Annotated in this window: 18 protein-coding genes and 1 pseudogene; 6 read left to right on the top strand and 13 right to left on the bottom strand. The window is 39.8% G+C overall.

The annotated features are described in order from the left end of the window. From F896_RS21110 to F896_RS14955, 4 genes and pseudogenes are all read right to left on the bottom strand, one after another. Positions 1 to 668, bottom strand: a 668-nt coding sequence (locus tag F896_RS21110; RefSeq protein WP_016162810.1) for a BapA/Bap/LapF family prefix-like domain-containing protein, incomplete at its 3' end; no start/stop codon positions are given. A gap of 463 nt (positions 669 to 1,131) precedes the next feature. Further along, positions 1,132 to 2,631 (bottom strand): annotated as a pseudogene (locus F896_RS14945) (cation:proton antiporter). A gap of 281 nt (positions 2,632 to 2,912) precedes the next feature. Next, the gene (locus F896_RS14950) at positions 2,913 to 3,803 is read right to left on the bottom strand and encodes a KPN_02809 family neutral zinc metallopeptidase (RefSeq protein WP_016162808.1); all 891 of its coding nucleotides are present in this window, start codon (positions 3,801 to 3,803) and stop codon (positions 2,913 to 2,915) included. A 37-nt stretch (positions 3,804 to 3,840) separates the two neighbouring features. After that, positions 3,841 to 4,770 (bottom strand): DUF808 domain-containing protein, encoded by a 930-nt coding sequence (locus F896_RS14955; RefSeq protein WP_016162807.1) that lies wholly within the window; start codon positions 4,768 to 4,770, stop codon positions 3,841 to 3,843. Positions 4,771 to 4,934: 164 nt separating this feature from the next. Between F896_RS14955 and trpS the strand changes: the two genes are divergently transcribed. The 4 genes from trpS (at position 4,935) to F896_RS14975 (ending at position 9,629) form a co-directional block, all read left to right on the top strand. Further along, positions 4,935 to 5,948, top strand: coding sequence for a tryptophan--tRNA ligase (gene trpS / locus F896_RS14960; protein ID WP_004652187.1), 1,014 nt, complete (start codon positions 4,935 to 4,937; stop codon positions 5,946 to 5,948). Positions 5,949 to 6,363: 415 nt separating this feature from the next. Continuing rightward, positions 6,364 to 7,008: a YqiJ family protein gene (locus F896_RS14965; protein ID WP_016162806.1), complete on the top strand. Its 645-nt coding sequence runs from the start codon at positions 6,364 to 6,366 to the stop codon at positions 7,006 to 7,008. A 33-nt stretch (positions 7,009 to 7,041) separates the two neighbouring features. After that, entirely contained in the window at positions 7,042 to 8,751 is a 1,710-nt protein-coding gene (locus F896_RS14970) for a flotillin family protein (RefSeq protein WP_016162805.1), read from the top strand. A gap of 65 nt (positions 8,752 to 8,816) precedes the next feature. Then, complete coding sequence (locus tag F896_RS14975; RefSeq protein ID WP_016162804.1) at positions 8,817 to 9,629, top strand: hypothetical protein; 813 nt, start codon at positions 8,817 to 8,819, stop codon at positions 9,627 to 9,629. Positions 9,630 to 9,693: 64 nt separating this feature from the next. Here the strand turns inward: F896_RS14975 and sucD are convergent, their stop codons facing one another. From sucD to sdhC, 9 genes are all read right to left on the bottom strand, one after another. Continuing rightward, complete coding sequence (gene sucD / locus F896_RS14980) at positions 9,694 to 10,584, bottom strand: succinate--CoA ligase subunit alpha (RefSeq protein WP_003655479.1); 891 nt, start codon at positions 10,582 to 10,584, stop codon at positions 9,694 to 9,696. A gap of 12 nt (positions 10,585 to 10,596) precedes the next feature. Further along, entirely contained in the window at positions 10,597 to 11,763 is a 1,167-nt protein-coding gene (sucC, locus tag F896_RS14985) for an ADP-forming succinate--CoA ligase subunit beta (RefSeq protein ID WP_003655470.1), read from the bottom strand. 137 nt (positions 11,764 to 11,900) lie between these two features. Beyond that, positions 11,901 to 13,334, bottom strand: a complete 1,434-nt coding sequence (gene lpdA / locus F896_RS14990) for a dihydrolipoyl dehydrogenase (protein ID WP_016162803.1) — start codon at positions 13,332 to 13,334, stop codon at positions 11,901 to 11,903. A 59-nt stretch (positions 13,335 to 13,393) separates the two neighbouring features. Continuing rightward, positions 13,394 to 14,587, bottom strand: coding sequence for a 2-oxoglutarate dehydrogenase complex dihydrolipoyllysine-residue succinyltransferase (gene odhB / locus F896_RS14995; RefSeq protein ID WP_016162802.1), 1,194 nt, complete (start codon positions 14,585 to 14,587; stop codon positions 13,394 to 13,396). Beyond that, positions 14,587 to 17,427 (bottom strand): 2-oxoglutarate dehydrogenase E1 component, encoded by a 2,841-nt coding sequence (locus F896_RS15000; RefSeq protein WP_016162801.1) that lies wholly within the window; start codon positions 17,425 to 17,427, stop codon positions 14,587 to 14,589. The genes odhB and F896_RS15000 overlap by 1 nt, the downstream gene beginning before the upstream one ends. A 750-nt stretch (positions 17,428 to 18,177) precedes the next feature. Next, a complete protein-coding gene (locus F896_RS15005; protein WP_016162800.1) occupies positions 18,178 to 18,888 on the bottom strand; it encodes a succinate dehydrogenase iron-sulfur subunit in 711 nt (236 codons plus the stop codon). A 14-nt stretch (positions 18,889 to 18,902) separates the two neighbouring features. Further along, entirely contained in the window at positions 18,903 to 20,798 is a 1,896-nt protein-coding gene (locus F896_RS15010) for an FAD-dependent oxidoreductase (protein WP_005150339.1), read from the bottom strand. Between the two features lie 12 nt (positions 20,799 to 20,810). Further along, positions 20,811 to 21,176, bottom strand: a complete 366-nt coding sequence (sdhD, locus tag F896_RS15015; protein ID WP_005243783.1) for a succinate dehydrogenase, hydrophobic membrane anchor protein — start codon at positions 21,174 to 21,176, stop codon at positions 20,811 to 20,813. Beyond that, positions 21,176 to 21,577, bottom strand: a complete 402-nt coding sequence (gene sdhC / locus F896_RS15020; protein ID WP_050559707.1) for a succinate dehydrogenase, cytochrome b556 subunit — start codon at positions 21,575 to 21,577, stop codon at positions 21,176 to 21,178. Before sdhC ends, sdhD begins: the two co-directional genes overlap by 1 nt. A 900-nt stretch (positions 21,578 to 22,477) precedes the next feature. Between sdhC and gltA the strand changes: the two genes are divergently transcribed. Together gltA and F896_RS15030 are read left to right on the top strand one after the other, a co-directional pair. Continuing rightward, positions 22,478 to 23,752, top strand: a complete 1,275-nt coding sequence (gene gltA, locus F896_RS15025) for a citrate synthase (RefSeq protein ID WP_004652200.1) — start codon at positions 22,478 to 22,480, stop codon at positions 23,750 to 23,752. 118 nt (positions 23,753 to 23,870) lie between these two features. Continuing rightward, positions 23,871 to 25,652 (top strand): DKNYY domain-containing protein, encoded by a 1,782-nt coding sequence (locus tag F896_RS15030; protein WP_016162799.1) that lies wholly within the window; start codon positions 23,871 to 23,873, stop codon positions 25,650 to 25,652. Positions 25,653 to 25,696 lie beyond the last annotated feature (44 nt).

The raw sequence follows: 25,696 nt of genomic DNA, 5'->3' as shown, positions 1-25,696 counted from the left end.
GATTCTGCCGCATTCAAAACGTTATCTGCAGTGACTGGATCAATATTAAATTTTACGCCATCCGTATTTGGTGGTGTGGTATCTGTATTGTTGTCGTTATTGCCCCCACCTCCACCGCCGCCACTTGCTGCTGCGGCTATCCCGCCAATAGCAAGTACAGGTAAAGCCCACAACCATGGACTAAAACCACTCGATGCCTCACCTGCATAAAGCAATGGTTCTACTGCCTGAATTGGCTGCAATGTTGCTGCTTCAACAGGTGCCGCCGCCGCTTCTGGTACTACTGCTGGTGTTTCTTCTAAAAAAACAGCCCCTTCATGATCATCATCATCCGAGTCAGCATCAGCATCCGCATCTGCGTCAGCGTCAGCGTCAGCGTCACTTTCCATATCTTTAAAGTGTGCCCAGACTAATTGATTATCCTCGCCCTGCAGTACAAGGCTGTTATCTGCTACCTCACTATTATTAAAGAAATTATGAATAACGATTGTTTCGCCATTTTTTAATACTACAACCGCATTTACACCATCTCTCTTAACAACTGAAATATCATTTGCAGAGACCTTAATTAATACAACTGAAGGTTCAGAGGGTAATGTTGCTGTTTTTCCCGTCGTATTTACAAGGGTTTGATGACTTTCCTTGGAAATAATCTGTATTTGAGACATGGTTATATTCCTCATTATAAATTATTAATTCTTAATCAATTCTTAATTACATTATTAACTTAAGTTTAAATTATTGTTTCTAAGTGATAGAGTTCACAGCACCACTTTAAATCAAACAAAATAAATGTTAAATAGCGCACAAAATAAAAAAACAAACTTACATTGTAATTTTTTTTCACAACAAAATAAGATCATGATTTAAAAGATTAAAAAATAAAATAGCTTTTCCTAGCAATCATAAAAATTACACTTCTAAACAAATATAAAAAATTTAATAACTAGATTCCCAAAAGGTATTTAAATTTAATTTAACAAACTTTTTAAATAAATTATTTAAATAAAAAATAAAACTTTTAAATTACTATTTAATTAAAATTCAAAAACAGTTTAATTTTTATTTTATTGGCTAAATAAAAAGCCTTTTTTAAAAAAGGCTTTTTTAACAAAAAACAAAAATATGCAATTAAAAATTATCAGGATTCTCTAATCGCTTAACTTCTTCTCTCTTATTTGGATGATGCATTGTTGCAACACCGTCTTCAGTTTTCTGATCCAATAAAATTTCAGGATTATAGATGGTAATCGTTTCTCTACCCAAGCTATCCTCATCAACGATATATTTAAAACCACGACGATTCATCTTATTGCACATACGTTGGTAGAAGCCCTTCAACCCTTGGGTCTCTTCACTCGGATTGTAATAGAATGCATTCATCACAGCGGGTAAGCCTAGACCACAGACCACCCCAGAGAGCAAGACACTAATAAAAGTGTAACCAATCAGGATACTACTGTATTGGCTCAATTCTGGAATATTTGCCACCGCAAGGATCAACGCCAATGAAATCCCTCCGCGGACACCACCCCACGAAAGAATAGCTAAACTTCCGTTATAGCTTTTATTACGGAATGACGGAAATAATGCGAAAGCAGCAAAATTTGCTGCAAAACGTGATAAATGCAGGATAATAAAGGCAATGATTCCGCCAATAATTAAATTGGCACTCAAATCAAGGATAAACAGCTCTAAACCGATCAAAGTAAACAGGAATGAATTGATAATACCCTCAACTGTATGCCAAAAATGATTCACTTCTCGAATTTCTCGCTGCTCGCGAATTTCCTGCCATTTATTACCAACAATCAAACCGCCAATGACACAGGCAATCGGTGCAGATGCATGTGCAAAGAGAGCAACTAAATACGAACCACTTGCAAGCAAAGCCGTAGTGAGAATAAGGGACTCCATCTCATGTTTACCACGCAGTAAACGTAAGATCGCAAAACCAAAAGCAAAACCAATAATCACTGCAACAAAGATTTCATATAATAGAGTTTCTATGGTTGCCAATAATGAAAAATGCTCCCCCTGTAAAACTTTTAATAGCGTCATAAATAAGGCAATACACATTGCATCATTAAATAAAGACTCACCTTCTAGTTTTACAATCAAATGGTGTGGTGCCCGAATAGAACTTAATACACCTTTAACGCCAATTGGATCTGTTGCTCCAAGTGCCGCTCCCAATAATAATAAAACACCAATTGGGACTGGATAACCAACTAACCATTGAAATAAGTACAATAATCCGGCATAAAATCCTGCACACAACACCAATGCTATTGTGGCTAAAATACTAATCGGCTTCCAATAATTTCTCAGGTCTGAAATTTTAAATTTTAGTGCGGATGAAGTTAAAATAAAACAAATAACACCATTGATTAGAAAATCATAAAAATCAATACTTCTTACAGCTGCTTCAATATTATGAATATTAATTGTAATAAACTGATTGCCATTTAATAAGCTGGCGCCCCACTGCAAAATAAAGACAAAAATAGCTGAGACAATTGGAACACCAATGGCCTGAGGGAAACCCAAAATTCATTTATTAAAAATGGTCGTCGCAATGGATAAAGCAAAAATGACCGTCAATGCTTGCAAAAGAAAAAAGTTACCCATACGACCTCTTTATTTATTCAATTTTAACAACATAAACTTTATTTAAATTTTATGATTTCAATAAATGATAAAATTTAAAATACTTTGCAATTGAATAAAGAGTGAAGGCCTATGCTGTAATTCATCCATCTTATTATTTAATTTATATTAACAAATGGTTTAGGCACAACAATAAACCAATCATCCTCAATTCAGCATAGACGCTCTTATTTTACGTTAATTCTTCTTCTCATTCGTATATCTTCCGTATAAAAATCAAGGAGCAATGCTCCTTTTTTATCCTATTTAAAAGTATTACACTGATTCATATCACCTGATTTTAAACCGATCTGGAACCACTGCATCCGTTGTTCACTGGTACCATGAGTAAAACTATCTGGCACAACTTGTCCAGTCGCACGACGCTGTAAATAGTCATCTCCAATTTTTTCTGCTGCATCCATTGCTTCTTCAATATCACCTTGTTCAAGGAACTGCGTACGTTTTTGATTCTGATGTGCCCAAATTCCTGCAAAACAATCTGCCTGTAATTCTAAGCGTACAGAGAGTTGATTACCTTGTGCTTGACTTGCCTGTGCTCGTGCTTGTTGCACCTGACCAGAGATTCCTAATAGATTCTGGATATGATGTCCAACTTCATGCGCAATAACATAAGCCTGAGCAAAATCCCCCGCCTGATCTTGACGAGAAAGTTCAGTTTGATTTTGTTCCCCAGAAATACCCATTTGCTGACGCATTTCTTTAAAGAATGAGGTATCAATATAAACTTTCTGATCAGCCGGACAATAAAAAGGTCCCATTGCAGCCTGCGCTGTACCACACCCTGATCGAACCACACCACTGAAGAGTACTAAGCTTGGCGGCTTATAAGTCATCCCCATCTGCTGAAAGATTGGTGTCCATGTATCTTCTGTATCAGCCAAAACTGTACCAACAAAATCACTGGCTTCTTTTTGTTCAGCAGTCAAATTCTGTGGTGCACTGCCTTGCTGAGAAGACTGTGCTGTTACAGCTTGTGTCGCTTGATAGGCTTGCTGAGGGTCAACCCCAAAAAACTTCCAAGCCACGAAAGCAACCACTAGTCCAATAATACTAATACCACCTGCTTTCGCACCGCCACCACCACGGCGGTCTTCTACATTGGTACTGACTCGACGACCTTTCCAACGCATAATTACCTCACATAATTCTGATGATGACGACCTAGGTTTAAGTAGATGTTTTGGCTTTCGACCAAACCTTCTGAATGAGTGTAACAATGATCAGAACAACAGCACCTGCAAGCAAACCAATGCCTAAGTTAATCAAGGTTGGTGTTAAAGCACCAATGATTGAACCAACACTTGGAATGAGCTCTAAATGATCAACCGTTTCTTCAGTAAAATGATGCAATAAAGGAATGGTATGCGAAATAATACCCCCGCCTACTAAAAACATTGCAACCGTTCCAACAATTGAAAGTGTTTTCATTAAAATTGGAGCAAAACCAAGTAAACCACGACCGATTTTATTTTTTAATTCAGAAGCTTGTTGTGTAAGATATAAACCTAAATCGTCAATTTTTACGATCATTGCAACTAGGCCATATACCCCGACAGTCATGACGATTGCAATAATACTTAATACTGTCACTTTAGTCATAAATGCAGCTGTTGCAACTGTACCTAACGAAATCACCACAATTTCAGCGGAAAGAATAAAGTCTGTTCGTATCGCTCCCTTTACTTTTTCTTTTTCAAATTTGGCTAAATCGACCTCGACTTGTTGTAGGTTTTCACTGGCCTCCTCTACTGTTTTGGCTTTTTTGTGAAACAGCATATGCACGACTTTCTCTACCCCTTCATAACAGAGGAATAGACCACCAAGCATAAGTAATGGATTAATCAACCAAGGGGCAACCACACTAATCATTAAGGCCAATGGAACGAGAATTAATTTATTAACGAATGAACCTTTAGCAACACTCCAAACCACAGGTAACTCACGATCTGAACGAACACCACTGACTTGTTGTGCATTAAGGGCTAAATCATCACCCAACACGCCTGCTGTCTTCTTTGCTGCCATTTTACTCATGACTGCTACATCATCTAAAATTGTTGCAATATCATCAAGTAATAGTAATAAACCACTCGCCATTTTTATTTCCTAGTTTGTATTTATAAGGCTATTGTAGAATCACGCGGTGAAATCACAATATGATTTTAAGAAAAAGTTAAAATAATCGCTGACGAAAAAAATTTATTTCTCGTACAATAATATCAATCTTATATCTATGAAATTACTGAATCTTGGAACATATCATGAGTAATATTGATCAACGTCCCATCATTTTGACAGGCGACCGTCCAACGGGACAACTCCACCTTGGACATTTTGTCGGTTCATTACGTTCTCGTGTAGGTCTGCAAGATAGCCATCATCAACATCTGTTATTAGCAGATGCTCAAGCAATGACAGACAATGCTGATAATCCAGATAAAGTTCGCAACAACATCCTGCAAGTTGCACTCGATTATCTTGCTGTCGGGATTGACCCAAGCAAAACCACAATTTGTGTACAGTCTTGCTTACCTGCGCTGAATGAATTGACCATGATTTACCTCAATTACGTGACTGTTGCACGTTTAGAGCGTAACCCTACTGTAAAAGCTGAAATTCAATTACGTAATTTTGAGCGTGATATTCCAGCAGGCTTCCTGTGCTACCCAATTGCACAGGCAGCAGACATTACTGCATTTAAAGCGACTGTAGTTCCTGTTGGTGAAGATCAACTCCCAATGATCGAACAAACCAACGAAGTGGTACGTCGTATTAACCGTCAAATTGGCCATGATCTATTACCAGAATGTAAAGCCCTACTGTCAAATATGGCACGCTTACCTGGTTTTGACGGCAAAGCGAAGATGTCAAAATCTTTGGGCAATACCATTGTGTTGAATGCTACGGATAAAGACATCAAAAAAGCTGTCAATGCAATGTATACCGATCCGAATCATCTTCGTATTGAAGACCCGGGTCAGGTTGAAGGTAACATCGTATTTACTTATCTTGATGCTTTCGATCCAAACAAAGAAGAAGTGGAAGAGTTAAAAGCACATTATCGTCGTGGTGGTCTCGGTGACGGTACTGTCAAAAAGCGCTTGGAAGGTGTCTTACAAGAGTTGATTGCACCGATTCGTGAACGTCGTGCCGAGTTAGAAAAAGATCCAGATTACATTATGGATGTACTCAAACAAGGAACTGAAAAGTGCCGTATCATTACTCAACAAACACTGGATGAAGTGAAAGCGGGAATTGGATTATTTAAATTCTAATTTACGTTACTTTTCATATAAAAAGCCCATATTTGGGCTTTTTTATTTTAAACCTTTGATTTAAGTTTAATTTTAGAACTTCATTAAAAAATAAAAAACTAACAATTTTCGTCACTTATTAACATCAATTAACAGTAGTTAACATGAATACCGATGAACTTAGTCAGGTTTTTTCATACTATGAGTCCGTAGGTTAGTTAACACTAATCTTATGACATTTCTCCTTTCAACCGAAACTGTTTTAAACAGATTCGTTGTTCAACGCATTGATCACCCCAATCATTGCGTTTTTTTTCGTCTGCAAGAATGTGGTCAATTTGGGTTGAAATTTAGGCGTATTGGCTTTACTCTTATAACTGTTTTATTTTTATAAAAAATTTGTTAATTAACGCTAAAAGAAATAAGAGTAATCGCGATGATCTGGGATCTTTTAACACATCCTTCTAACCTGATTTTTAGCATTGCTTTAATGCTGTGCCTGTTTATTGGCCTGCTCGAATTCATTCTATTATTATTCGGCGGTAGTTCTAGCTTTTTGGAACAATTTTTACCAGATAGTCTTACCGATATTGATCATGCAGATATCTCTGTAGAACAACCTGATTCTGTTCTGACTCAGTTTTTGGAATGGCTGTATTTGGGTAAAGTTCCCTTACTCATCTGGCTGATCATCTTTTTAACCGTGTATGCACTCACAGGTTTAATCATCCAAGACCTATTCTATCAATTTACCGAACATTACCTCTCTGCTTGGATCATTGCACCTGCCTGCTTATTTCTCTGTATGCCACTGGTACGTTATAGCGCTGCCTTAGTGGCCAAAATAATTCCTAAAGATGAAACTACTGCAATTCAGGCAGATGATTTAATTGGCAGAACTGCACACATCATTTTAGGGGATGCTAAACCCAACTCCCCTGCACAGGCCAAAGTTAAAGACCAATTTGGCCAAACCCACTACGTCTTGGTTGAACCCGAACTTGATCTGGTTTTTCATCAAGGACAAGACGTGATTTTAACGCAAAGAACCAAAATTGGATTCCAAGCGATTGCTGCTTAATTTTTATATTTATGACTACATGAGGGTGTTTACATGTTGAATTCAGCATTGACTGAAATTTTAATTATTACTGGTGTTATTTTTGCAGCACTGATTTTTATTGGCATTATTATCGCCCGTCTCTATACCCGCTCAAGTAAAGAGGTCTCCTTTGTCCGCACCGGTTTTGGTGGCGAGAAAGTGATTCTAAACGGTGGTGCGATTGTTCTTCCCGTATTACACGAAATTATTCCCGTGAATATGAATACCTTACGTTTAGAGGTAAAGCGTGCTGCGGATCAAGCGTTGATTACCCGTGATCGTATGCGTGTTGATGTCATGGCTGAGTTCTATGTTCGCGTAAAACCGATTGCAGAGTCGATTGCAACCGCAGCCCAAACGCTGGGGCGTAAAACTATGTCTCCACCAGAGCTTAAAGATCTAGTCGAAGGTAAATTTGTCGATTCGTTGCGTGCTGTTGCCGCTGAAATGGCGATGGAAGAACTACATGAAAAGCGTGTCGATTTTGTACAAAAAGTTCAACAAGTCGTCTCAGAAGATTTATCCAAAAATGGTTTAGAGCTTGAAACTGTATCCTTAACGGGGCTAGATCAAACTAGCTTTAAATTCTTTAACCCACAAAATGCCTTCGATGCAGAAGGTTTAACCAAGCTGACTGAAACCATTGAAGACCGTCGCAAGAAACGTAATGATATTGAACAAGATGCTGATCTTGCGATTCGTGCCAAGAACTTACAAGCAGAACGTGCTCGTTTAGAAATTTCGCGTGAAGAAGAATATGCAAAGTTGCAACAAGAGCGTGAAATCTCGATTCGTAAAGCTGAACAAACCGCAGAAATCGCCTCTCAAGAAGCTGGTAAAAAACGTGAGGCTGAAGAAGCTCAAATTGCTGCTGAGCGTGAAGTGGAGCTAAAGCGAATTGCTTCTGCTCGTGATGTAGAGAATGAAAATATCCAAAAAGCACAGCTCATTCAAAAAGCACAGGTCGAACAGAAGAAAACGATTGAATTGGCTGAGCAAGACCGCGCCATTGCGATTGCTGAAAAATCACGTGCTGAATCAGAAGCCAAAGCGCAAGCTGACAAGGCCCGTGCCGAAGCGGTAAAAGCAGAGGAAGAAGTTGTGACGGTACGTGAAACACAACGTGCTGAGCGTCAAAAAGCAGTCGAGTTGGTTGCAGCTAAACAAACGGCAGAGAAAGAAGCGATTGCGATTACAGTGGCTGCTGATGCTGGTAAAAAAGCCGCTGCCGATGAAGCAGAAGCAGTACGTATTGCAGCAGAAGCAGATGCTGAAAAAATTCGTTTAAAAGCGAAAGGTGAGGCGGATGCAAAAATCCTACTTGCTCAAGCATTGGAAAAACAATATCAAGTCGATGCGGAAGGTGCGCGTGCGGTGAATGAAGCAGCCAATACCTTGTCTGCTGAACAGGTAGAAATGCAAGTGCGCTTGGCACTATTAAAGCATTTACCAGAGATCATTCGTGAAAGTGTTAAACCAATGGAAAATATTGATGACATCAAGATTTTACAAGTGAATGGTCTAAGTAGCTTTGCAGGTGGCGGTACTGTCGGTAGTGATACGGTTGAAAATAGTCAAACCTCTTTATCTGATCAAGTGGTAAATAGTGCCCTACGCTACCGTTCACAAGCACCCTTAATTGATAGCCTGATGAATGAACTTGGTCTGCAAGGTGGTGATATCAATGGCTTGACTCAAGGGTTAAAACCAAAAGCTGAGTAAGTTTTTTTGATCTATAAAGAGTCTTAGCCATAAGGCTCTTTTTTTATACAAAATAAGGAATAAAAATGAATACACATGGTTTTTGTGCAGGGACATTAGTACATACCGATAAGGGTTTAGTACCGATTCAAGATATTAAAATTGGGGATATGGTTTTATCTAGCCCTGAACATGGGGATGGTTCAATTCTTGAACATAAACGGGTTATTAATACCTTTAAGGCTGAATCAGAAGAAATCTATGAACTGATTATTAGAAAACGTATTTATCCCGATGATGAGGAAAATGATATTTGTCGAGATATATATGAGATGATTTATCTCACTGGTGGACATCCTATTTACGTAGAAAATAGTGTATTTATTGAGGGTTGGGACAATGTCAGTAATATTGACCAAATCAATGCACGGAGCAAAAATTGGCAAATCGCAAGAGACTTAAGGATATATGATCAAATTATAGTATCTAATCTCGAATATGGCGATGGAGCAGGTTATGAAGTAGTTAGTATTGCACCTGTACAAGATATTAATCGTGATTATGGTTTTGTGAGTGGGTCTTCAATAGATGATAATAAACCATTTGATACGATCATATATTTCAATAAAGATGATTATCTAGTTGCTGGTGGAGATATAGAAAGTGATTATGGCCTAAATATTTCTAAAGATATTTTCTTAGGAAATTATAGGCATATAGATTATCCAGATGATTATCCGCTTTACAAAGATTTTCAGGAAAATTATGAAAATATACGTGCTAAGGTGAGTAGTAATCTCGAAAAAATTCCTACATTCCGTTGCCCTGTTTATAATTTTGAAGTAGAAGATTACCGTACCTATTTTGTAGGTGAACAAGGTCTTTGGGTACACCAATAATCATATTCAATAAAAAAACCCCAATGTTTCCATTGGGGTTTTTTAAAGATTAAAATCTAACGTATTACGCTAAACCTTTCTCTTTTAAAACTTGCAACATAGTAGAACCAAGCTCAGCGGGGCTACGAGTGTAAGCCATTCCCGCACGTTCAAATGCAGCGAATTTCTCTTCAGCAGTACCTTGACCACCAGAAATGATCGCACCAGCGTGACCCATACGCTTACCTTTAGGCGCAGTTACACCCGCGATGTAACCGACTACAGGCTTAGTCACGTTAGATTTGATGAATTCAGCAGCTTCTTCTTCCGCTGTACCACCGATCTCACCGATCATGATGATTGCATCAGTATCTGGATCGTCTTGGAACAATTGAAGTGCTTCAATCTGGTTCATACCTGGGATTGGGTCACCACCAATACCGATACAAGTAGACTGACCTAAACCAAGCTTAGTTGTTTGAGCAACAGCTTCATAAGTCAATGTACCTGAACGTGAGATGATACCAATACGACCTGGTTGGTGGATGTGACCAGGCATAATACCGATCTTACATTCACCTGGAGTGATCACGCCTGGGCAGTTAGGACCAACTAAACGAGTACCGTTACCGTTAGTTTCTAAGTAGCGTTTAGCTTTAAGCATGTCGATTGTTGGAACACCTTCAGTGATCACAACGATCAGGCCAACACCTGAATCAACTGCTTCAACAATTGAGTCTAAAACAAATGGAGCTGGTACATAGATTACAGATGCATCAGCATTTGTTTCACGTACAGCTTCTTTCATTGTGTTGAATACTGGTAGGTCAAGGTGAGTTGTACCACCTTTACCTGGAGTAACACCACCAACAACTTTTGTACCGTAGTCTAAAGCTTGTGCAGAGTGGAAAGTACCGTTTTTACCAGTAAAACCTTGTACCAATACTTTAGTGTCTTTATTAATTAATACGCTCATGATTGATACTCCTTACGCTTTAACTGCAGCTACAACTTTTTCTGCGGCATCAGATAAACCGTTCGCAGAAATTAATTTCAAACCTGATTCATCAAGTAATTTAGCACCTAACTCAGCGTTGTTACCTTCTAAACGAACAACAACTGGTACAGTTACATTTACTTCTTGAACCGCTGCAATAATTGCTTCAGCAATCATGTCACAACGTACGATACCACCGAAGATGTTGATTAAAACACCTTGAACAGAAGTATCAGCAAGGATGATTTTGAACGCTTCGATTACACGCTCTTTCGTTGCACCGCCACCAACGTCAAGGAAGTTTGCAGGCTGACCACCATAAAGTTTGATGATGTCCATAGTTGCCATTGCAAGACCTGCACCGTTAACCATACAACCGATGTTACCTTCTAAAGCAACATAGTTAAGATCAAATTCAGATGCTTTTAATTCACGCTCATTCTCTTGAGACTTGTCACGTAAAGCAGCAACTTTAGGTAAACGGTAAAGCGCGTTAGAGTCGATACCTACTTTCGCATCTACACATAAAATATCGCCATTTTCACGAACTGAAAGTGGGTTAATTTCGAATAATGCAAAGTCATTTTCAACAAATGCTTGGTAAGCAGCAGCCATAATTTTTACGAATTGGCTGATTTGCTTGTCTTTCAAACCTAAAGCAAACGCAACTTCACGCGCTTGGAATGGTTGTAAACCAACTAAAGGATCAACTTCAACTTTGATAATTTTTTCAGGCGTTTCTTCTGCAACTTTCTCGATTTCTACACCACCTTCGGTAGAAGCCATGAAAGTAATACGACGGCTAGAACGGTCTACAACCGCGCCCAAGTAAAGCTCACGCTCAACTGGATAAACGTCTTCAGCAACGATAATGCTGTTAACTGGTTGACCGTTTGCATCTGTTTGATACGTTACAAGACGAGTACCAATGATATTGTTTGCAAATTCGATAACATCTTCTTTAGATTTTGCAACTTTAACGCCACCAGCCTTACCACGACCACCAGCATGAACTTGCGCTTTCATTACAGCGAATTTACCACCAAGCTGTTCAAATGCAGCAACTGCTTCGTCTGCATTTGTTGCCAAGATACCTTCTTGTACTGGCATGCCATATTCTTTCAATAACGCTTTAGCTTGATACTCATGTAAGTTCATTTAGTTACCTACTATGTTGTTTGTAGTGATACAGCCTTGATCTTCTTAAAATCAGACTGCTACATATTGAATAAATGATTGTCTAAATAAGACAATCATCATCATTCAAAAAAAGTGTGGTGAACCACACTTTATATTTACTTACGCTTACGTTGAATCGCGTGGATTGCACGACCGTCAACAGAAAGCGCTGCTTCATGTACAACTTCAGAGAAAGTCGGGTGACCGAAAGTCATCAATTGTAAATCTTCAACAGAAGAAACAAATTCAAGCGCGATCATACCTTGGTGTACGATATCAGATGCATTAGGACCCACAACGTGCATACCTAAAAGACGATCTGTTTTCGCATCAGCAACGAATTTCACAAAACCTGCAGTATCACCAGCAGCCAACGCACGACCATTCACCGCAAATGGGAATTGACCTGCTTTAACTTCGTGACCTTTTTCAGCTGCTTGTTCTTCAGTTAAACCAACCCAAGCTGCTTCTGGATGTGTATAAATAACGCTAATGATCGTGTCATAGTTCACTTGAGCTGCGTGACCGTGAATACGCTCTACAGCCATTACGCCCTCTTCCATTGCTTTATGTGCAAGCATTGGACCGCGTACCAAGTCACCAATCGCGTAAACACCATCTACAGATGTTTGACATTGGTCATTTACATCAACCAAACCACGCTCAGTCAATTTAATGCCTGAATCTTCAGCCAATAAACCTTCTGCATATGCTTTACGGCCTACACAAACGATAAGCTTGTCAAAAACTTGTTCTTTGTCTTCGCCAGCTTGGTTGTATTTAACCGTTACTTCTTGACCATTGGTTTCAGCACCAGAAACTTTTGCACCAATACGGATATCTAAACCTTGTTTTTTCAAGATTTTTTGATATTCCTTCGCCAACGCCTTGTCTGCCATTGGTAAGAATGCATCTAATGCTTCAAACACAACAACTTCTGAACCAAGACGACGCCATACAGAGCCAAGTTCTAGACCGATAACACCAGCACCAATTACACCTAGACGCTTAGGAACTTCTGAGAATTTCAATGCGCCAGTTGAATCAACAATTAAGTCTTCATCAACAGGTGCTACAGGAATATTTACAGGTACAGAACCCGTCGCAAGAATGACGTACTTCGGTTCTAAAACTTGTACTTCACCTTCAAACGGTGTGAATTCTACTTTTTTACCTGCAAGTAATTTACCAGTACCTTGTAACCACTCGATACCATTACCTTTAAGTAATTGAGCAACACCACCAGTCAATTGATCTACAACTTTGTCTTTACGTGCCAACAAAGTGTCTAAATCAAATTTAACTTCACCTGTCGTGATACCGTGTTCAGCAAGTTCATGAATAGTTGCTTCGTAACGGTGAGAAGAGTCAAGCAATGCTTTAGAAGGGATACAACCAACGTTTAAACATGTACCACCTAAAGATGGCTTACCATTGTGAATACGTTTTTCGATACAAGCGACTTTGAAACCAAGTTGAGCTGCACGAATCGCCGCTTCATAACCACCAGGCCCACCGCCAATGACAACAAGATCAAACTGTTGAGACATTTTTATCTCCAAAATCCCATATAAAGGATCACTTTATATGGGAGGCAATATTTGTAGTATTAAAGATCAAGAATGAGTTTAGCTGGTTCTTCTAACAATTCTTTGATTGTTACCAAGAAACCTACAGCTTCTTTACCATCGATTAAACGGTGGTCATAAGAAAGCGCTAAGTACATCATTGGCAAGATTTCAACTTGACCATTGACCGCCATAGGACGTTCTTGGATTTTATGCATACCCAAGATCGCTGTTTGCGGCGTATTCAAAATTGGCGTAGATAATAATGAACCGAAAGTACCACCATTGGTAATCGTGAACGTACCGCCAGTCATGTCTTCGATACCTAATTTACCGTCACGCGCTTTAAAAGCGTAATCACGGATACCGTTTTCCACTTCTGCATAGTTCATACGGTCAGTATCACGAAGGATTGGCACAACTAAACCACGGTCAGAAGAAACAGCAACACCGATGTCATAGTAACCGTGATAAACAATATCATCACCATCAATAGAGCCATTCACTGCTGGGTAGCGTTTTAATGCTTCAGTCGCTGCTTTAACAAAGAAAGACATAAAGCCTAAACGAGCACCATGACGCTTTTCGAAAGCATCTTTATATTGCTTACGCATTTCCATGATTGGCTTCATGTTAACTTCGTTGAACGTTGTTAACATTGCAGTTTGTTGTGTCGCAGCCAATAAACGCTCAGCAACACGCTTACGTAAACGTGTCATCGGAACACGTTTCTCGATACGCTCGCCGACAGCAACGCTTAATGGTTGAACTGATGCAGCAGGTTTAGCTTGATGGCTAGCAACATCTTCTTTAGTGATGCGACCACCACGGCCTGTACCTTGTACGTCAGCAGCATTGATACCTGTTTCAGACAATGCTTTACGAACTGCAGGTGCTTGGTTTGAATCAACAGCTTGAGTTGATGCAGCTGCTGGCGCAGATGCAGCAGGAGCAGCCGCGGCTGGAGCAGCAGCTTCAGGAGCAGCTGCAGAAACAGCACCAGCTTCGAATTGAGCAATCACTTCGTCAGAAAGAACTGTATCGCCTTCACCTTTGATGATTGCAACTAAGCTACCATCAGCTGGAGCAACCACTTCTAAAACAACTTTATCGGTTTCAATGTCACAGATCACTTCATCACGTGATACAGGTTCACCTACTTTCTTGTGCCAAGTTGCGATCGTACCGTCAGCAACTGACTCTGGAAATACCGGTGCTTTAATTTCGGTTGCCATTATTTAGAATCTCCTGATTGTTCAACTTCAATCGCAAGTGCGTCATTGATAAGCTGAGCTTGTTGTTTTGCATGCAAGTATGGCGAGCCACAAGCAGGTGCGGCAGATGCTTCACGACCAGCATAGCTAATACGGATTTGTTTACCAGATTTAAGAACATCTTCATACAAACGAGGAACGATGAATAACCAAGCGCCTTGGTTCTTCGGCTCTTCTTGTGTCCAAACAAGTTCTTGAATGTTTGGATAAGCTGCCATCACTTCAGCTAAGCGTTGTTCTGGGTATGGATATAACTGCTCGATACGAACAATCGCGATATGGTTTAAACCAAGCTCACGACGTTTTTCGAGTAAATCGTAATAAACCTTACCGCCACAAAGCACTAAGCGAGTTACGTCAGCTTTGTTGATTTGATCAACTTCATCGATCACAGTTTGGAATGAACCATTTGCTAATTCATCTAAAGTTGAAGTCGCAAGTTTATGACGCAATAAAGATTTTGGCGACATCACGATCATCGGCTTACGAATCGGACGAACTGCCTGACGACGTAATGCATGGAAAATCTGTGCAGGCGTCGTTGGTGTCATCACTTGCATGTTGTCTTCAGCACAGAGCTGTAAGAAACGCTCTAAACGTGCAGATGAATGCTCTGGACCTTGACCTTCATAACCGTGTGGTAACAACATTGTTAGACCACAAACACGCTCCCACTTGGTTTCACCCGAAGCGATAAACTGGTCAATTACAACTTGTGCACAGTTAGCGAAGTCACCAAATTGAGCTTCCCAAACGATCAAGCTTTTTGGCAATGTCGTTGAATAGCCGTATTCAAATGCAAGAACCGCTTCTTCTGACAATAAAGAGTCATAAACCGCAGTACGTGGCTGATTTTCTTTGATATGGCAAAGTGGAATATAAACAGAACCATCGACTTGGTTATGTAATTTGGCGTGACGGTGTGAGAATGTACCACGACCCACGTCTTCACCCGTAATACGAACCAAGAAACCATCATCAAGTAAAGTCGCATACGCTAAAGTTTCTGCAGCACCCCAGTTGAGTGGCATTTCACCTGTTTGCATTTTCACACGATCATCAATGACTTTTTGAACTTGACGCTGTAATACAAAACCTTCTGGTAATGTATTCATGGTTAAACCAAGTTCTTTCAAACGATCGATGCTGAATGTTGTGTCCCAAAGGTCTGTATATTCATGACCCAAATATGGTGTCCAATCGACAAACATTTTTTTGTTTGGTTCACGAACTAAAGCATTGGCAACATGGTTACCCGCTTCCAAATCAGAACGGTAGCCTTCAACCATTGCATCGGCGCTTGCGCGATCGAGCACTTTTTCTTGAACCAATTGATCAGCATACAAGGTACGTGTAGTCGCTTTCTTGTTGATCACTTGATACATCAATGGCTGAGTTGCAGATGGTTCATCCGCCTCGTTATGACCGCGACGACGGTAGCAGAACAAGTCTAAAATGACATCTTTACGGAAAGTATGACGGAAATCATGTGCAAGCTGAGTTACGAAAATCACAGCTTCAGGATCATCACCATTCACATGGAAAATCGGTGATTGGATCATTTTAGCAACGTCAGTACAGTATTCTGTAGAACGTGTATCGCGTGGGTCAGATGTCGTGAAACCAACTTGGTTGTTAATCACGATATGGACTGTACCGCCCACTGTATAGCCACGTGTTTGTGACATTTGGAAGGTTTCTTGGTTTACACCTTGACCCGCAAATGCAGCATCACCATGTACAATCACTGGAAGAACGTCATCACCGCCAATGTCTTTACGACGAACTTGACGCGCACGAACCGAACCTTCAACTACAGGGCCAACGATCTCTAAGTGTGATGGGTTAAACGCTAATGCTAAGTGAACTTCGCCACCTGGAGTCATTACGTTTGAAGAGAAACCTTGGTGATACTTAACGTCACCAGAACCTTTCTTATGTAGGCTTTTACCTTCAAACTCACCAAAAAGGTCAGCTGGGTTTTTACCCATAATGTTAACAAGAAGGTTGAGACGACCACGGTGTGGCATACCAATCACAACTTCTTTACAACCGACGCTACCTGCACGTTGAATGATTTCGTTCATCATTGGAATAAAAGACTCACCGCCTTCTACACCAAAACGTTTCGCGCCAACGAATTTATTACCAAGATACTTTTCTAAGCCTTCTGCAGCAGTTAAACGCTCAAGGAAGCCTTTCTTCTGATCACTGGTATAGTTAAATTTACCGCGAACACTTTCCAAACGTTGTTGAATCCAACGTTTCTCTTTAGTGTCAACGATATGCATATATTCAACGCCAACTGAACTACAGTAAGTCGCTTCCATTGCCTCAACCATCTCAGACAATGTTGCTTCTGCTTTTCCAATTGCGAGGTTGCCTGTATTAAATACAGTATCAAGATCTGACTTGGTTAAACCGTGTGCGGATAAATCGAGGTCAGGAACGTCTTCGCGTTTCGCAAGACCTAATGGATCGAGTTTAGCTTTTTGATGACCACGGTTACGGTAAGCAGCGATGAGTTGTAATACACCAATTTGACGACGCTCATGTTCTGTACTTACAGTGCTTTGTACGACAGGCTGAACTCGGCTTGCATTACGTCCCAAAAGGAGGAATTGCTCGCGCACACTGCCGTGTGGTTGATCACCTTTAGGGAATTTATCGAAATATTCACGCCAATCCTCTGACACTGAGGTTGGAGAAGTTAGGTACTGCTCGTATAGCTCTTCAATATACGCTGCACTATCAGCGGAAAGTTCAGTGTCAAGACGCGATGCGTCAGCAACTTCTTGCATTTTTGGACCCATTTCCTATTGCAAAAAATAATACAGGCTGCCTTTTAAGCACACCCATGATTCATAGTGTCAAATTGGTAAACACGACACTACTACTCAAGATCATCCAACCCTGAGACATTATTACTACACATCAGGAGTATTCCCTTTGATGTAACAAATGAGCTATACGCCTTCAATTCAAGGCATATAACTCATTTTTCATACTCGATGAAATCGAGCAATTTTTTGCAAATCATTTTAGAAAAATTAACTAGATTTTTAACTTTTCTAAATTGACTTTTTCCATGAAATCTGTACAAATCTCTAAGGCATTATCGATCGATAACATCCAGAATCTGTTTATTTTTTGATTTCATTTGTGGCAGAAATCCTATCATGTTCTCAAGCAGGGATTGATTTTTTTGACACATACCATCTATAAAGCAGCGAAATACACATATCAAATTATATTCTAATATACCGCCCTTTTGATAAAAGTTGCACTCCAATCGATCAAAAATAAACATTCTCTACAAATCTTGCACAAACCTTATTCAGTTTGATGAAAAATAAACCAATATTTTAAATATATCGATTCTCATGATTTGTCTTAACAGCAAAATCTATAAATTATTTAAGGTCGAATTACTGAAATTCAAGCCTTATTTTGCCAAGTAAACACTTTTTAACCAAGCTCAGTCATGGATCAAATCCCAATAAAAAAAGAAGCCCCTTTTGGGGCTCCTTTTTTGCATTAGAAAAAGTGGATTAACCCGCTTGATCTAACAACATATTACGAATGTGACCAATTGCCTTTGTCGGGTTCAAACCTTTAGGACATACAGAGACACAGTTCATGATTCCCTTACAACGGAACAAAGAGAATGGATCGTCTAAACGAGCCAAACGCTCTTGTGTTGCTGTATCACGAGAGTCAATGATGAAGCGGTATGCATTTAACAATGCAGACGGTCCAAGGAACTTATCAGGGTTCCACCAGAATGATGGGCATGACGTTGAACAACATGCACAAAGAATACATTCATATAGACCATCTAAATGTTCACGTTCTGCTTGAGACTGTAAACGTTCTTTCGCAGGTGCAGGCTGATTGTTGATCAAGAACGGTTGAATCTTGTCATATTGATCATAGAACTGGTTCATGTCTACAACCAAGTCTTTTACCACTGGTAAACCAGGTAAAGGACGGATCACAATCTTCTCTGGTAAATCGTTCAAGTTCCACAAGCACGCTAAACCATTTTTACCATTGATGTTCACACCATCCGAACCACAAATACCTTCACGGCAAGAGCGACGGAATGTTAATGTCTCATCTTGTACTTTCAACGCAAGTAACGCATCAAGCAACATACGATGCTTATCGGTCAACTCAAGCTTGAAAGTTTGCATGTACGGCGCTTTATCCTTATCAGGATCATAGCGGTAGATTTCGAATGTACGAGTGCCTCTACTCATCTTTGTTCTCCCGATTAGAATGTACGTGGCTTAGGTTCAATTGCTTCAACCGTTAACGGGCTGAAACGTACCGGCTTATATTCAAGACGGTTGTCTGATGAATACCATAAAGTATGCTTCATCCATTCATCATCACGGCGACCGTAAGAATAAGTTGGATGATCAGGTGCTAACTCATAGTCAACAACTGTATGCGCACCACGACATTCTTTACGTGCAGCAGCAGAAATCAGAGTCGCCTTCGCAACTTCATACAAGTTTTCAACTTCTAATGCTTCAACACGCGCAGTGTTAAATACTTTAGATTTGTCTTTCAAATGAATGTTACGAACACGTGGCTCAATCGCAAGAATTTCTTTTACACCTTTATCAAGCAATGCTTGAGTACGGAATACACCGGCGTGATCTTGTACGATGTCACGGATTGCATCAGCAACTTCTTGCGCGTTTTCACCCGTAGTTGAATCATCTAACTTACGAATACGCTCTAATGTATTTACCAATACATCAGTCGGAAGCGGTTGATAATCATCACCATGATGTTTAGTTACATAGTCAATGATGTGCTCACCCGCTGCTTTACCGAATACCACAAGGTCAAGCAATGAGTTGGTACCTAAACGGTTTGCACCATGTACTGATACGCAAGAACATTCACCAATTGCATAGAACCCTTTCACAGGTTTTACGTAATCACGAGTACCGACATAATGATACTCTTTGGTGTCTTTGTTGTAGCTTGCAGAGAACTCACCTTCTTCCACACCATGTGGTACAACCACTTGGCCATGAATATTGGTCGGAATACCACCCATTTGATAATGGATTGTTGGTACTACAGGAATTGGCTCTTTCGTACAGTCAACGTTCGCAAACTTCTTACCGATCTCAAATACAGACGGAAGACGTTTCATGATGGTTTCAGCACCTAAGTGAGTCATATCCAATAAGATATAATCCGCCTTAGGACCACAACCACGACCTTCTTTAATTTCTTGGTCCATAGAGCGTGATACGAAGTCACGTGGCGCCAAGTCTTTTAAAGTTGGTGCATAACGTTCCATGAATGGTTCGCCGTCTTTGTTACGAAGGATACCACCTTCACCACGACAACCTTCAGTTAACAATACGCCTGCGCCCGCAACACCTGTAGGGTGGAATTGCCAGAATTCCATATCTTGTAATGGAATACCTGCACGAGCAGCCATACCAAGGCCGTCACCAGTATTGATATAAGCATTGGTAGATGCACGGTACACACGACCCGCACCGCCTGTAGCAAATAATGTTGCTTTCGCTTGGAATACTGCGATGTTACCCGTTTCTTGGTCAATCGCCGTTACACCGAGTACATCACCTGCTTCGTTACGGATTAAATCTAATGCAATCCATTCAACGTAGAACTGAGTACCCATTTTCACGTTGCTTTGATACAACGTATGAAGTAACGCATGGCCTGTACGGTCAGCGGCAGCACACGCACGTGGAACTGCTTTTTCACCATAGTTTGCAGAGTGACCACCAAATGGACGCTGATAAATCGTACCATCTTCGTTACGGTCAAAAGGCATCCCTAAGTGTTCAAGTTCATACACAACTTTTGGCGCTTCACGTGTCATGAACTCGATTGCGTCCTGATCGCCTAACCAGTCAGAACCTTTAACCGTGTCATAGAAGTGATAATGCCAATTATCTTCTTGCATGTTACCTAACGACGCACCAATACCACCTTGAGCGGCAACTGTATGCGAACGTGTTGGGAACACTTTGGTTAATACTGCAACTTTTAAACCTGCTTGAGCAAGTTGATAAGCAGCACGCATACCAGAACCACCACCACCAACGATAACTGCATCGAAAGTGAGGTTTTGAATATTTGAATAATCTTCTTTAGGGTTAATTGCGCCCATGATCTCTTCCTATCAATTTGCCCAGAAAATCTGGATACCCCAGATTGCGTACACGAACACTGAAATAATGACAGCAGAAGTGAGTACAAGGCGTAAACCTGAAGCTGAAGGGCCCATTTGACGAGTCGTTACATAATCAGTAAAGACTTGCCACATACCAATCCAAGCGTGTGCAACGAGCGCTAACACTGCTAATAAAGAGAAAATCTTCATCGGCAAAGTCAGCATAAAGCCAGCCCACTGTTCATAGCCAAATCCGCTATTGCAAAGGATCCAGCCAAACAAAACCACAGTGTATGCAGCTAACACTACAGCACTGACACGTTGGATATACCAATCGCGAGAACCTGAACCTGTTAAACCTGTAGCACTTTTCATCAGAACATAATCCATACGAATGCTGCGACAATACCAACCGCAGACAAGATCAATGAAACTGTAGCAGCAATACGACCGCTTTGAAGTTCTTCAGCAAAACCGAGGTCAGCAAGTAAATGCTTCACACCTGCGATAAAGTGGAAAATCAAGCCAGCTACAAATACCCATACGATGAAACGTACAATGATATTTCCGAAAACGACATTTTTAACGTAGTCAAATCCTTCTGGAGAAGATAAAGACTTATCCAAAATCCATAAAAGAACTGCAACTAATACGAAAACGATTACACCTGATAGACGGTGTAGAATTGAGGCAATAGCCACGGGTGAGCGTAAATTTACCGCTAATACCTGACCCATGGACAAATTGACAGGTCTGTTGCTTTTCACAGCGGGCATCCTGTAGGTAGAAACTCCATCTGGAGTTTGTTTGACTTAATTCAAAGGAAAGCTGGCATTGTTAGGCAAGCACAGCACATGCCTAACCTATATAACGACACCGAATTATAAAACGTGAAATATCAAAATACAAACAATCAACTTTCGCTTTAGTCGAAAAAAACTTTAAATAAGAATCATTCACACGCATAATAACGGCGATAAATACGCCAAGCTTTACTAAAAACAACTATCTATTTGTTTTGTAATGATAAAAATAAAATACTATTTTTTATAGATACTTTTTAATTTTATAAATTCTTTTCTTGTTATTTCACAAATAAGCACCCCTTTCAACGTTAAAGCAGCCGATTTTTTCAGCTTTATATATAGTTAAAAATAATACCCCTCATTTATATATTAAATATAATCAATTAATAATATATTTTCATCAATCGATTAACTAAAATTAATCAGTCATTTTTTATACAGTTAATCGCACCATAATGAATCAATTATCTCTCCACAGTGAGCGCTTTTAGATGATTTTTGAATGAACAGTTTACTTCAAACCTTAATAAACAGAAGCATCACAAGCGTGATAAGTATTTATTTTATAAGCAGCAACATCTGACCCAAATAAAAATTTACTTACAATTGGACTGATGCTTCATTTTTTTTATGCACCTGAAACTTGATTTGACATATTATACTCGACCGGTGCTGTGATTTTACTCAGTTTTTTCTTCGATACTGAATGACTAATTGACTGTAGCAACGTCATTTTTTATCCCTAAGTATAATTGACAAAATTTTAGTAACCACTAATCTTATAGCAAATTTTGACACCGTCTGATTCGCACATGACAAGATTAGTATTTCGAGTCAGATAATCATTCACCAGGACAGGAGATCTATTGAATGTCTGCAGCAACTGGCAAAAAAGCCGTATTACAGCTTGATGGCAAAGAAATTGAATTACCAATTTACAGCGGCACATTAGGCCCAGATGTAATTGACGTTAAAGATGTATTAGCATCAGGTCACTTTACTTTCGATCCTGGTTTTATGGCGACAGCGGCTTGCGAATCTAAGATCACATTCATTGATGGTGACAAAGGTGTGTTATTACACCGTGGCTATCCAATTGATCAATTAGCGACTCAAGCAGACTACTTAGAAACTTGCTACTTATTACTTAATGGCGAGCTTCCAAATGCTGAACAGAAAGCAGAATTTGATGCGAAAGTACGTAACCATACGATGGTTCACGATCAAGTAAGCCGCTTCTTCAATGGTTTCCGTCGTGACGCTCACCCTATGGCAATCATGGTTGGTGTTGTTGGTGCATTATCTGCGTTCTATCACAATGGCTTAGACATCGAAGATGTTAACCACCGTGAAATTACTGCAATTCGTTTAATCGCGAAAATCCCTACACTTGCAGCGTGGAGCTACAAGTACACTGTAGGTCAACCATTCATTTACCCACGTAATGACCTTGGTTATGCAGAAAACTTCTTACACATGATGTTTGCTACTCCTGCTGACCGTGATTACAAAGTAAATCCTGTTCTTGCTCGTGCAATGGATCGTATTTTCACGCTTCATGCTGACCATGAACAAAATGCTTCTACTTCTACAGTTCGTCTTGCTGGTTCTACTGGTGCGAATCCATATGCATGTATCTCTGCTGGTATCTCTGCACTTTGGGGACCTGCTCACGGTGGCGCAAACGAAGCTGTACTTAAAATGTTAGATGAAATTGGTAGCGTAGAAAACGTTGCTGAATTCATGGAAAAAGTAAAACGCAAAGAAGTTAAACTCATGGGCTTCGGTCACCGTGTTTATAAAAACTTTGACCCACGTGCGAAAGTCATGAAAGAAACTTGTGACGAAGTACTGGCTGCATTAGGCATCAACGATCCACAATTGCAACTTGCAATGGAACTTGAGCGCATTGCGCTTAACGACCCGTACTTCGTTGAACGTAAGCTTTACCCGAACGTAGACTTCTACTCAGGTATCATCTTAAAAGCGATTGGTATCCCAACAGGTATGTTTACGGTGATCTTCGCGCTTGCACGTACAGTTGGTTGGATCAGCCACTGGTTAGAAATGCACAGCGGTCCTTACAAGATCGGTCGTCCACGTCAGCTTTATACAGGCTCGACACAGCGCGACATCAAACGTTAATTTCGATTAGCGTTAATAAAAAAGGATGCTTCTGCATCCTTTTTTTTGTTTTATCGGTTATGCTCAAAAAAGAAAACGTAAACAACATTCATTTTGCATAACTAATTTTAATGAGCCAATGATCAAAAAATCCTCTATTTTAGTGCAGGTCACACTGCCCATCTTTCAAATGAAAATTGCATCTTTTACGCTGTTTTTATTGATGATCATACTGACTTGGCTCTTACTCGTTTACTTTAGTTATGATTTAAGCCTGTACTATCTTTATCAATTCCTGCCCTTCTTTGCCCAGCTCATCAGTATTGCTTTGATGTTCGGCTTACTAGTACCCATTCTTTACCTCTATAACCTGCTATATCAGAAGTACTATAGACACCCAATCACATTTAAGCTGTATCAACAAGGAATCTCAGTAGACCGCTCAAATCAAGTTGATTTTTTCACTTGGCAAGATCTGATTCAAATACAGCTCCGGCAGCAGCAGGCGCAAATTCACAGCCTTAATCTCCTGAGCAAAGCCAAACCCTATCGACAGTATTTTTATTTCAATTCATTGATATGGCCAGTCAAGTTAACTCAAGCACACAATGATTTTTTACAGTTTTGGAAAAAGCTGGAATCTCAGGCTAAACAACAGCAATTTCAACGGATCAACAAAACTGGTATTCTCAAGGAAACTCATATTGATATTACCTTGGTTATAGATCAACGAGCCCAGACCAGGATCCAACGTAAACAGAGATGGATCACTATAGGATTGATCCTTGCAATTTTAGTCAGTTTCAGTTCTTTTATCGGTCAGCTGTTGTGGTATAAATTTAATGATGGTAGCGTCAATTTGCCAGATAAACAAAAGCAGGCAATACTTGGGACAAATTTTGAAACCTTTCAAAATCAAGTTTATATTTTTAAACAGGGCCAAGGTACTTTTTTACTTCCTCAGGTCAAGGCTGATCAATTTACAGGTTTAGCTTTAAATAATCTTCCTGATCGTGCAGATGAACTGTATAGCAATGTCGGCAAAACATCACAGCATGTTTACTGGCAAGACCACATTCTACCCCAATTAAATCCAGCACAGACTCTTTATTTAGGTAATGATTTTACCAAAGACAATCTACAGGTTTACTTTCAAAATCAGCGTTTAATCAACATAAATGCCGCTCACTTTACTGCGGTATTACATCCCATCTTCAATGCACTGATTTATTTTTATGCCAGAGATGATCAACAGGTTTATTACAAAACGCATGTCTTAACAGATTTAAACCCTCAACAAAGCCAAGCATTTTCAAATAGTAACCAATATATTCACGACCAAAATATTGTCTATTATCAAGATAAAAAACTTCAAGGACTCAATGCACAACAGACCCAAATTCTTAGTAGTAGTAATCGGTTTAGTCGGGATCTGAATTTAGCAACAGATGGCCATGCTTATTATTTAAATGAACAGCCACTACCACATATTGCTGAGCATAAATTTTGGGGGACAGTACCTGTTGACGTGACACAATTACAACTCCTTGGCCACCAAAGTAATGAACCCTACCCCGGAAATTTCAGCTATCTTTTTGCAGACCAGCAACAGGTTTATGTTTATGACGAGTTTTATCAACAACTCAAAGTGCTGTACCGTTTTAAGCATCCTGTACAACTCAAAGTTTTAAGTGATCGACGTTTTAGTGATGGGCAGCATATTTACAATATCAGTGAAAAACTCTACCGTACCAAAGGAGCACGTTCTTATGGCGCCACCACCCATGGCTTCCAAATCAGCCTGATTCGGGAGAGCGACCACAAAGTAATGGCTCAATATTTTGCACGAACCCCAAACGCCATACGCCTTTCTAGCCTTTTTAATTATGTTAAAACAGCACTCCCCAATAAGCACCATTAGGTCAACATTGAACAACTTATTTATAATAAGAAATGAAATTTTCG

The organism is Acinetobacter genomosp. 15BJ (assembly GCF_000400715.1).
Lineage (GTDB): Bacteria > Pseudomonadota > Gammaproteobacteria > Pseudomonadales > Moraxellaceae > Acinetobacter.
Note: the sequence above shows the minus strand (reverse complement) of the source record. Positions and strands in the feature narration are given on the sequence as shown.

What these genes read in the sequence shown, in the direction of transcription:
- F896_RS14950 (WP_016162808.1), bottom strand. Translation starts at nt 3,803, where the DNA reads ATGCGTTGGAAAGGTCGTCGAGTCAGTACCAATGTAGAAGACCGCCGT.
- F896_RS14955 (WP_016162807.1), bottom strand. Translation starts at nt 4,770, where the DNA reads ATGGCGAGTGGTTTATTACTATTACTTGATGATATTGCAACAATTTTA.
- trpS (WP_004652187.1), top strand. Translation starts at nt 4,935, where the DNA reads ATGAGTAATATTGATCAACGTCCCATCATTTTGACAGGCGACCGTCCA.
- F896_RS14965 (WP_016162806.1), top strand. Translation starts at nt 6,364, where the DNA reads ATGATCTGGGATCTTTTAACACATCCTTCTAACCTGATTTTTAGCATT.
- F896_RS14970 (WP_016162805.1), top strand. Translation starts at nt 7,042, where the DNA reads ATGTTGAATTCAGCATTGACTGAAATTTTAATTATTACTGGTGTTATT.
- F896_RS14975 (WP_016162804.1), top strand. Translation starts at nt 8,817, where the DNA reads ATGAATACACATGGTTTTTGTGCAGGGACATTAGTACATACCGATAAG.
- sucD (WP_003655479.1), bottom strand. Translation starts at nt 10,584, where the DNA reads ATGAGCGTATTAATTAATAAAGACACTAAAGTATTGGTACAAGGTTTT.
- sucC (WP_003655470.1), bottom strand. Translation starts at nt 11,763, where the DNA reads ATGAACTTACATGAGTATCAAGCTAAAGCGTTATTGAAAGAATATGGC.
- lpdA (WP_016162803.1), bottom strand. Translation starts at nt 13,334, where the DNA reads ATGTCTCAACAGTTTGATCTTGTTGTCATTGGCGGTGGGCCTGGTGGT.
- odhB (WP_016162802.1), bottom strand. Translation starts at nt 14,587, where the DNA reads ATGGCAACCGAAATTAAAGCACCGGTATTTCCAGAGTCAGTTGCTGAC.
- F896_RS15000 (WP_016162801.1), bottom strand. Translation starts at nt 17,427, where the DNA reads ATGCAAGAAGTTGCTGACGCATCGCGTCTTGACACTGAACTTTCCGCT.
- F896_RS15005 (WP_016162800.1), bottom strand. Translation starts at nt 18,888, where the DNA reads ATGAGTAGAGGCACTCGTACATTCGAAATCTACCGCTATGATCCTGAT.
- F896_RS15010 (WP_005150339.1), bottom strand. Translation starts at nt 20,798, where the DNA reads ATGGGCGCAATTAACCCTAAAGAAGATTATTCAAATATTCAAAACCTC.
- sdhD (WP_005243783.1), bottom strand. Translation starts at nt 21,176, where the DNA reads ATGAAAAGTGCTACAGGTTTAACAGGTTCAGGTTCTCGCGATTGGTAT.
- sdhC (WP_050559707.1), bottom strand. Translation starts at nt 21,577, where the DNA reads ATGCCCGCTGTGAAAAGCAACAGACCTGTCAATTTGTCCATGGGTCAG.
- gltA (WP_004652200.1), top strand. Translation starts at nt 22,478, where the DNA reads ATGTCTGCAGCAACTGGCAAAAAAGCCGTATTACAGCTTGATGGCAAA.
- F896_RS15030 (WP_016162799.1), top strand. Translation starts at nt 23,871, where the DNA reads ATGATCAAAAAATCCTCTATTTTAGTGCAGGTCACACTGCCCATCTTT.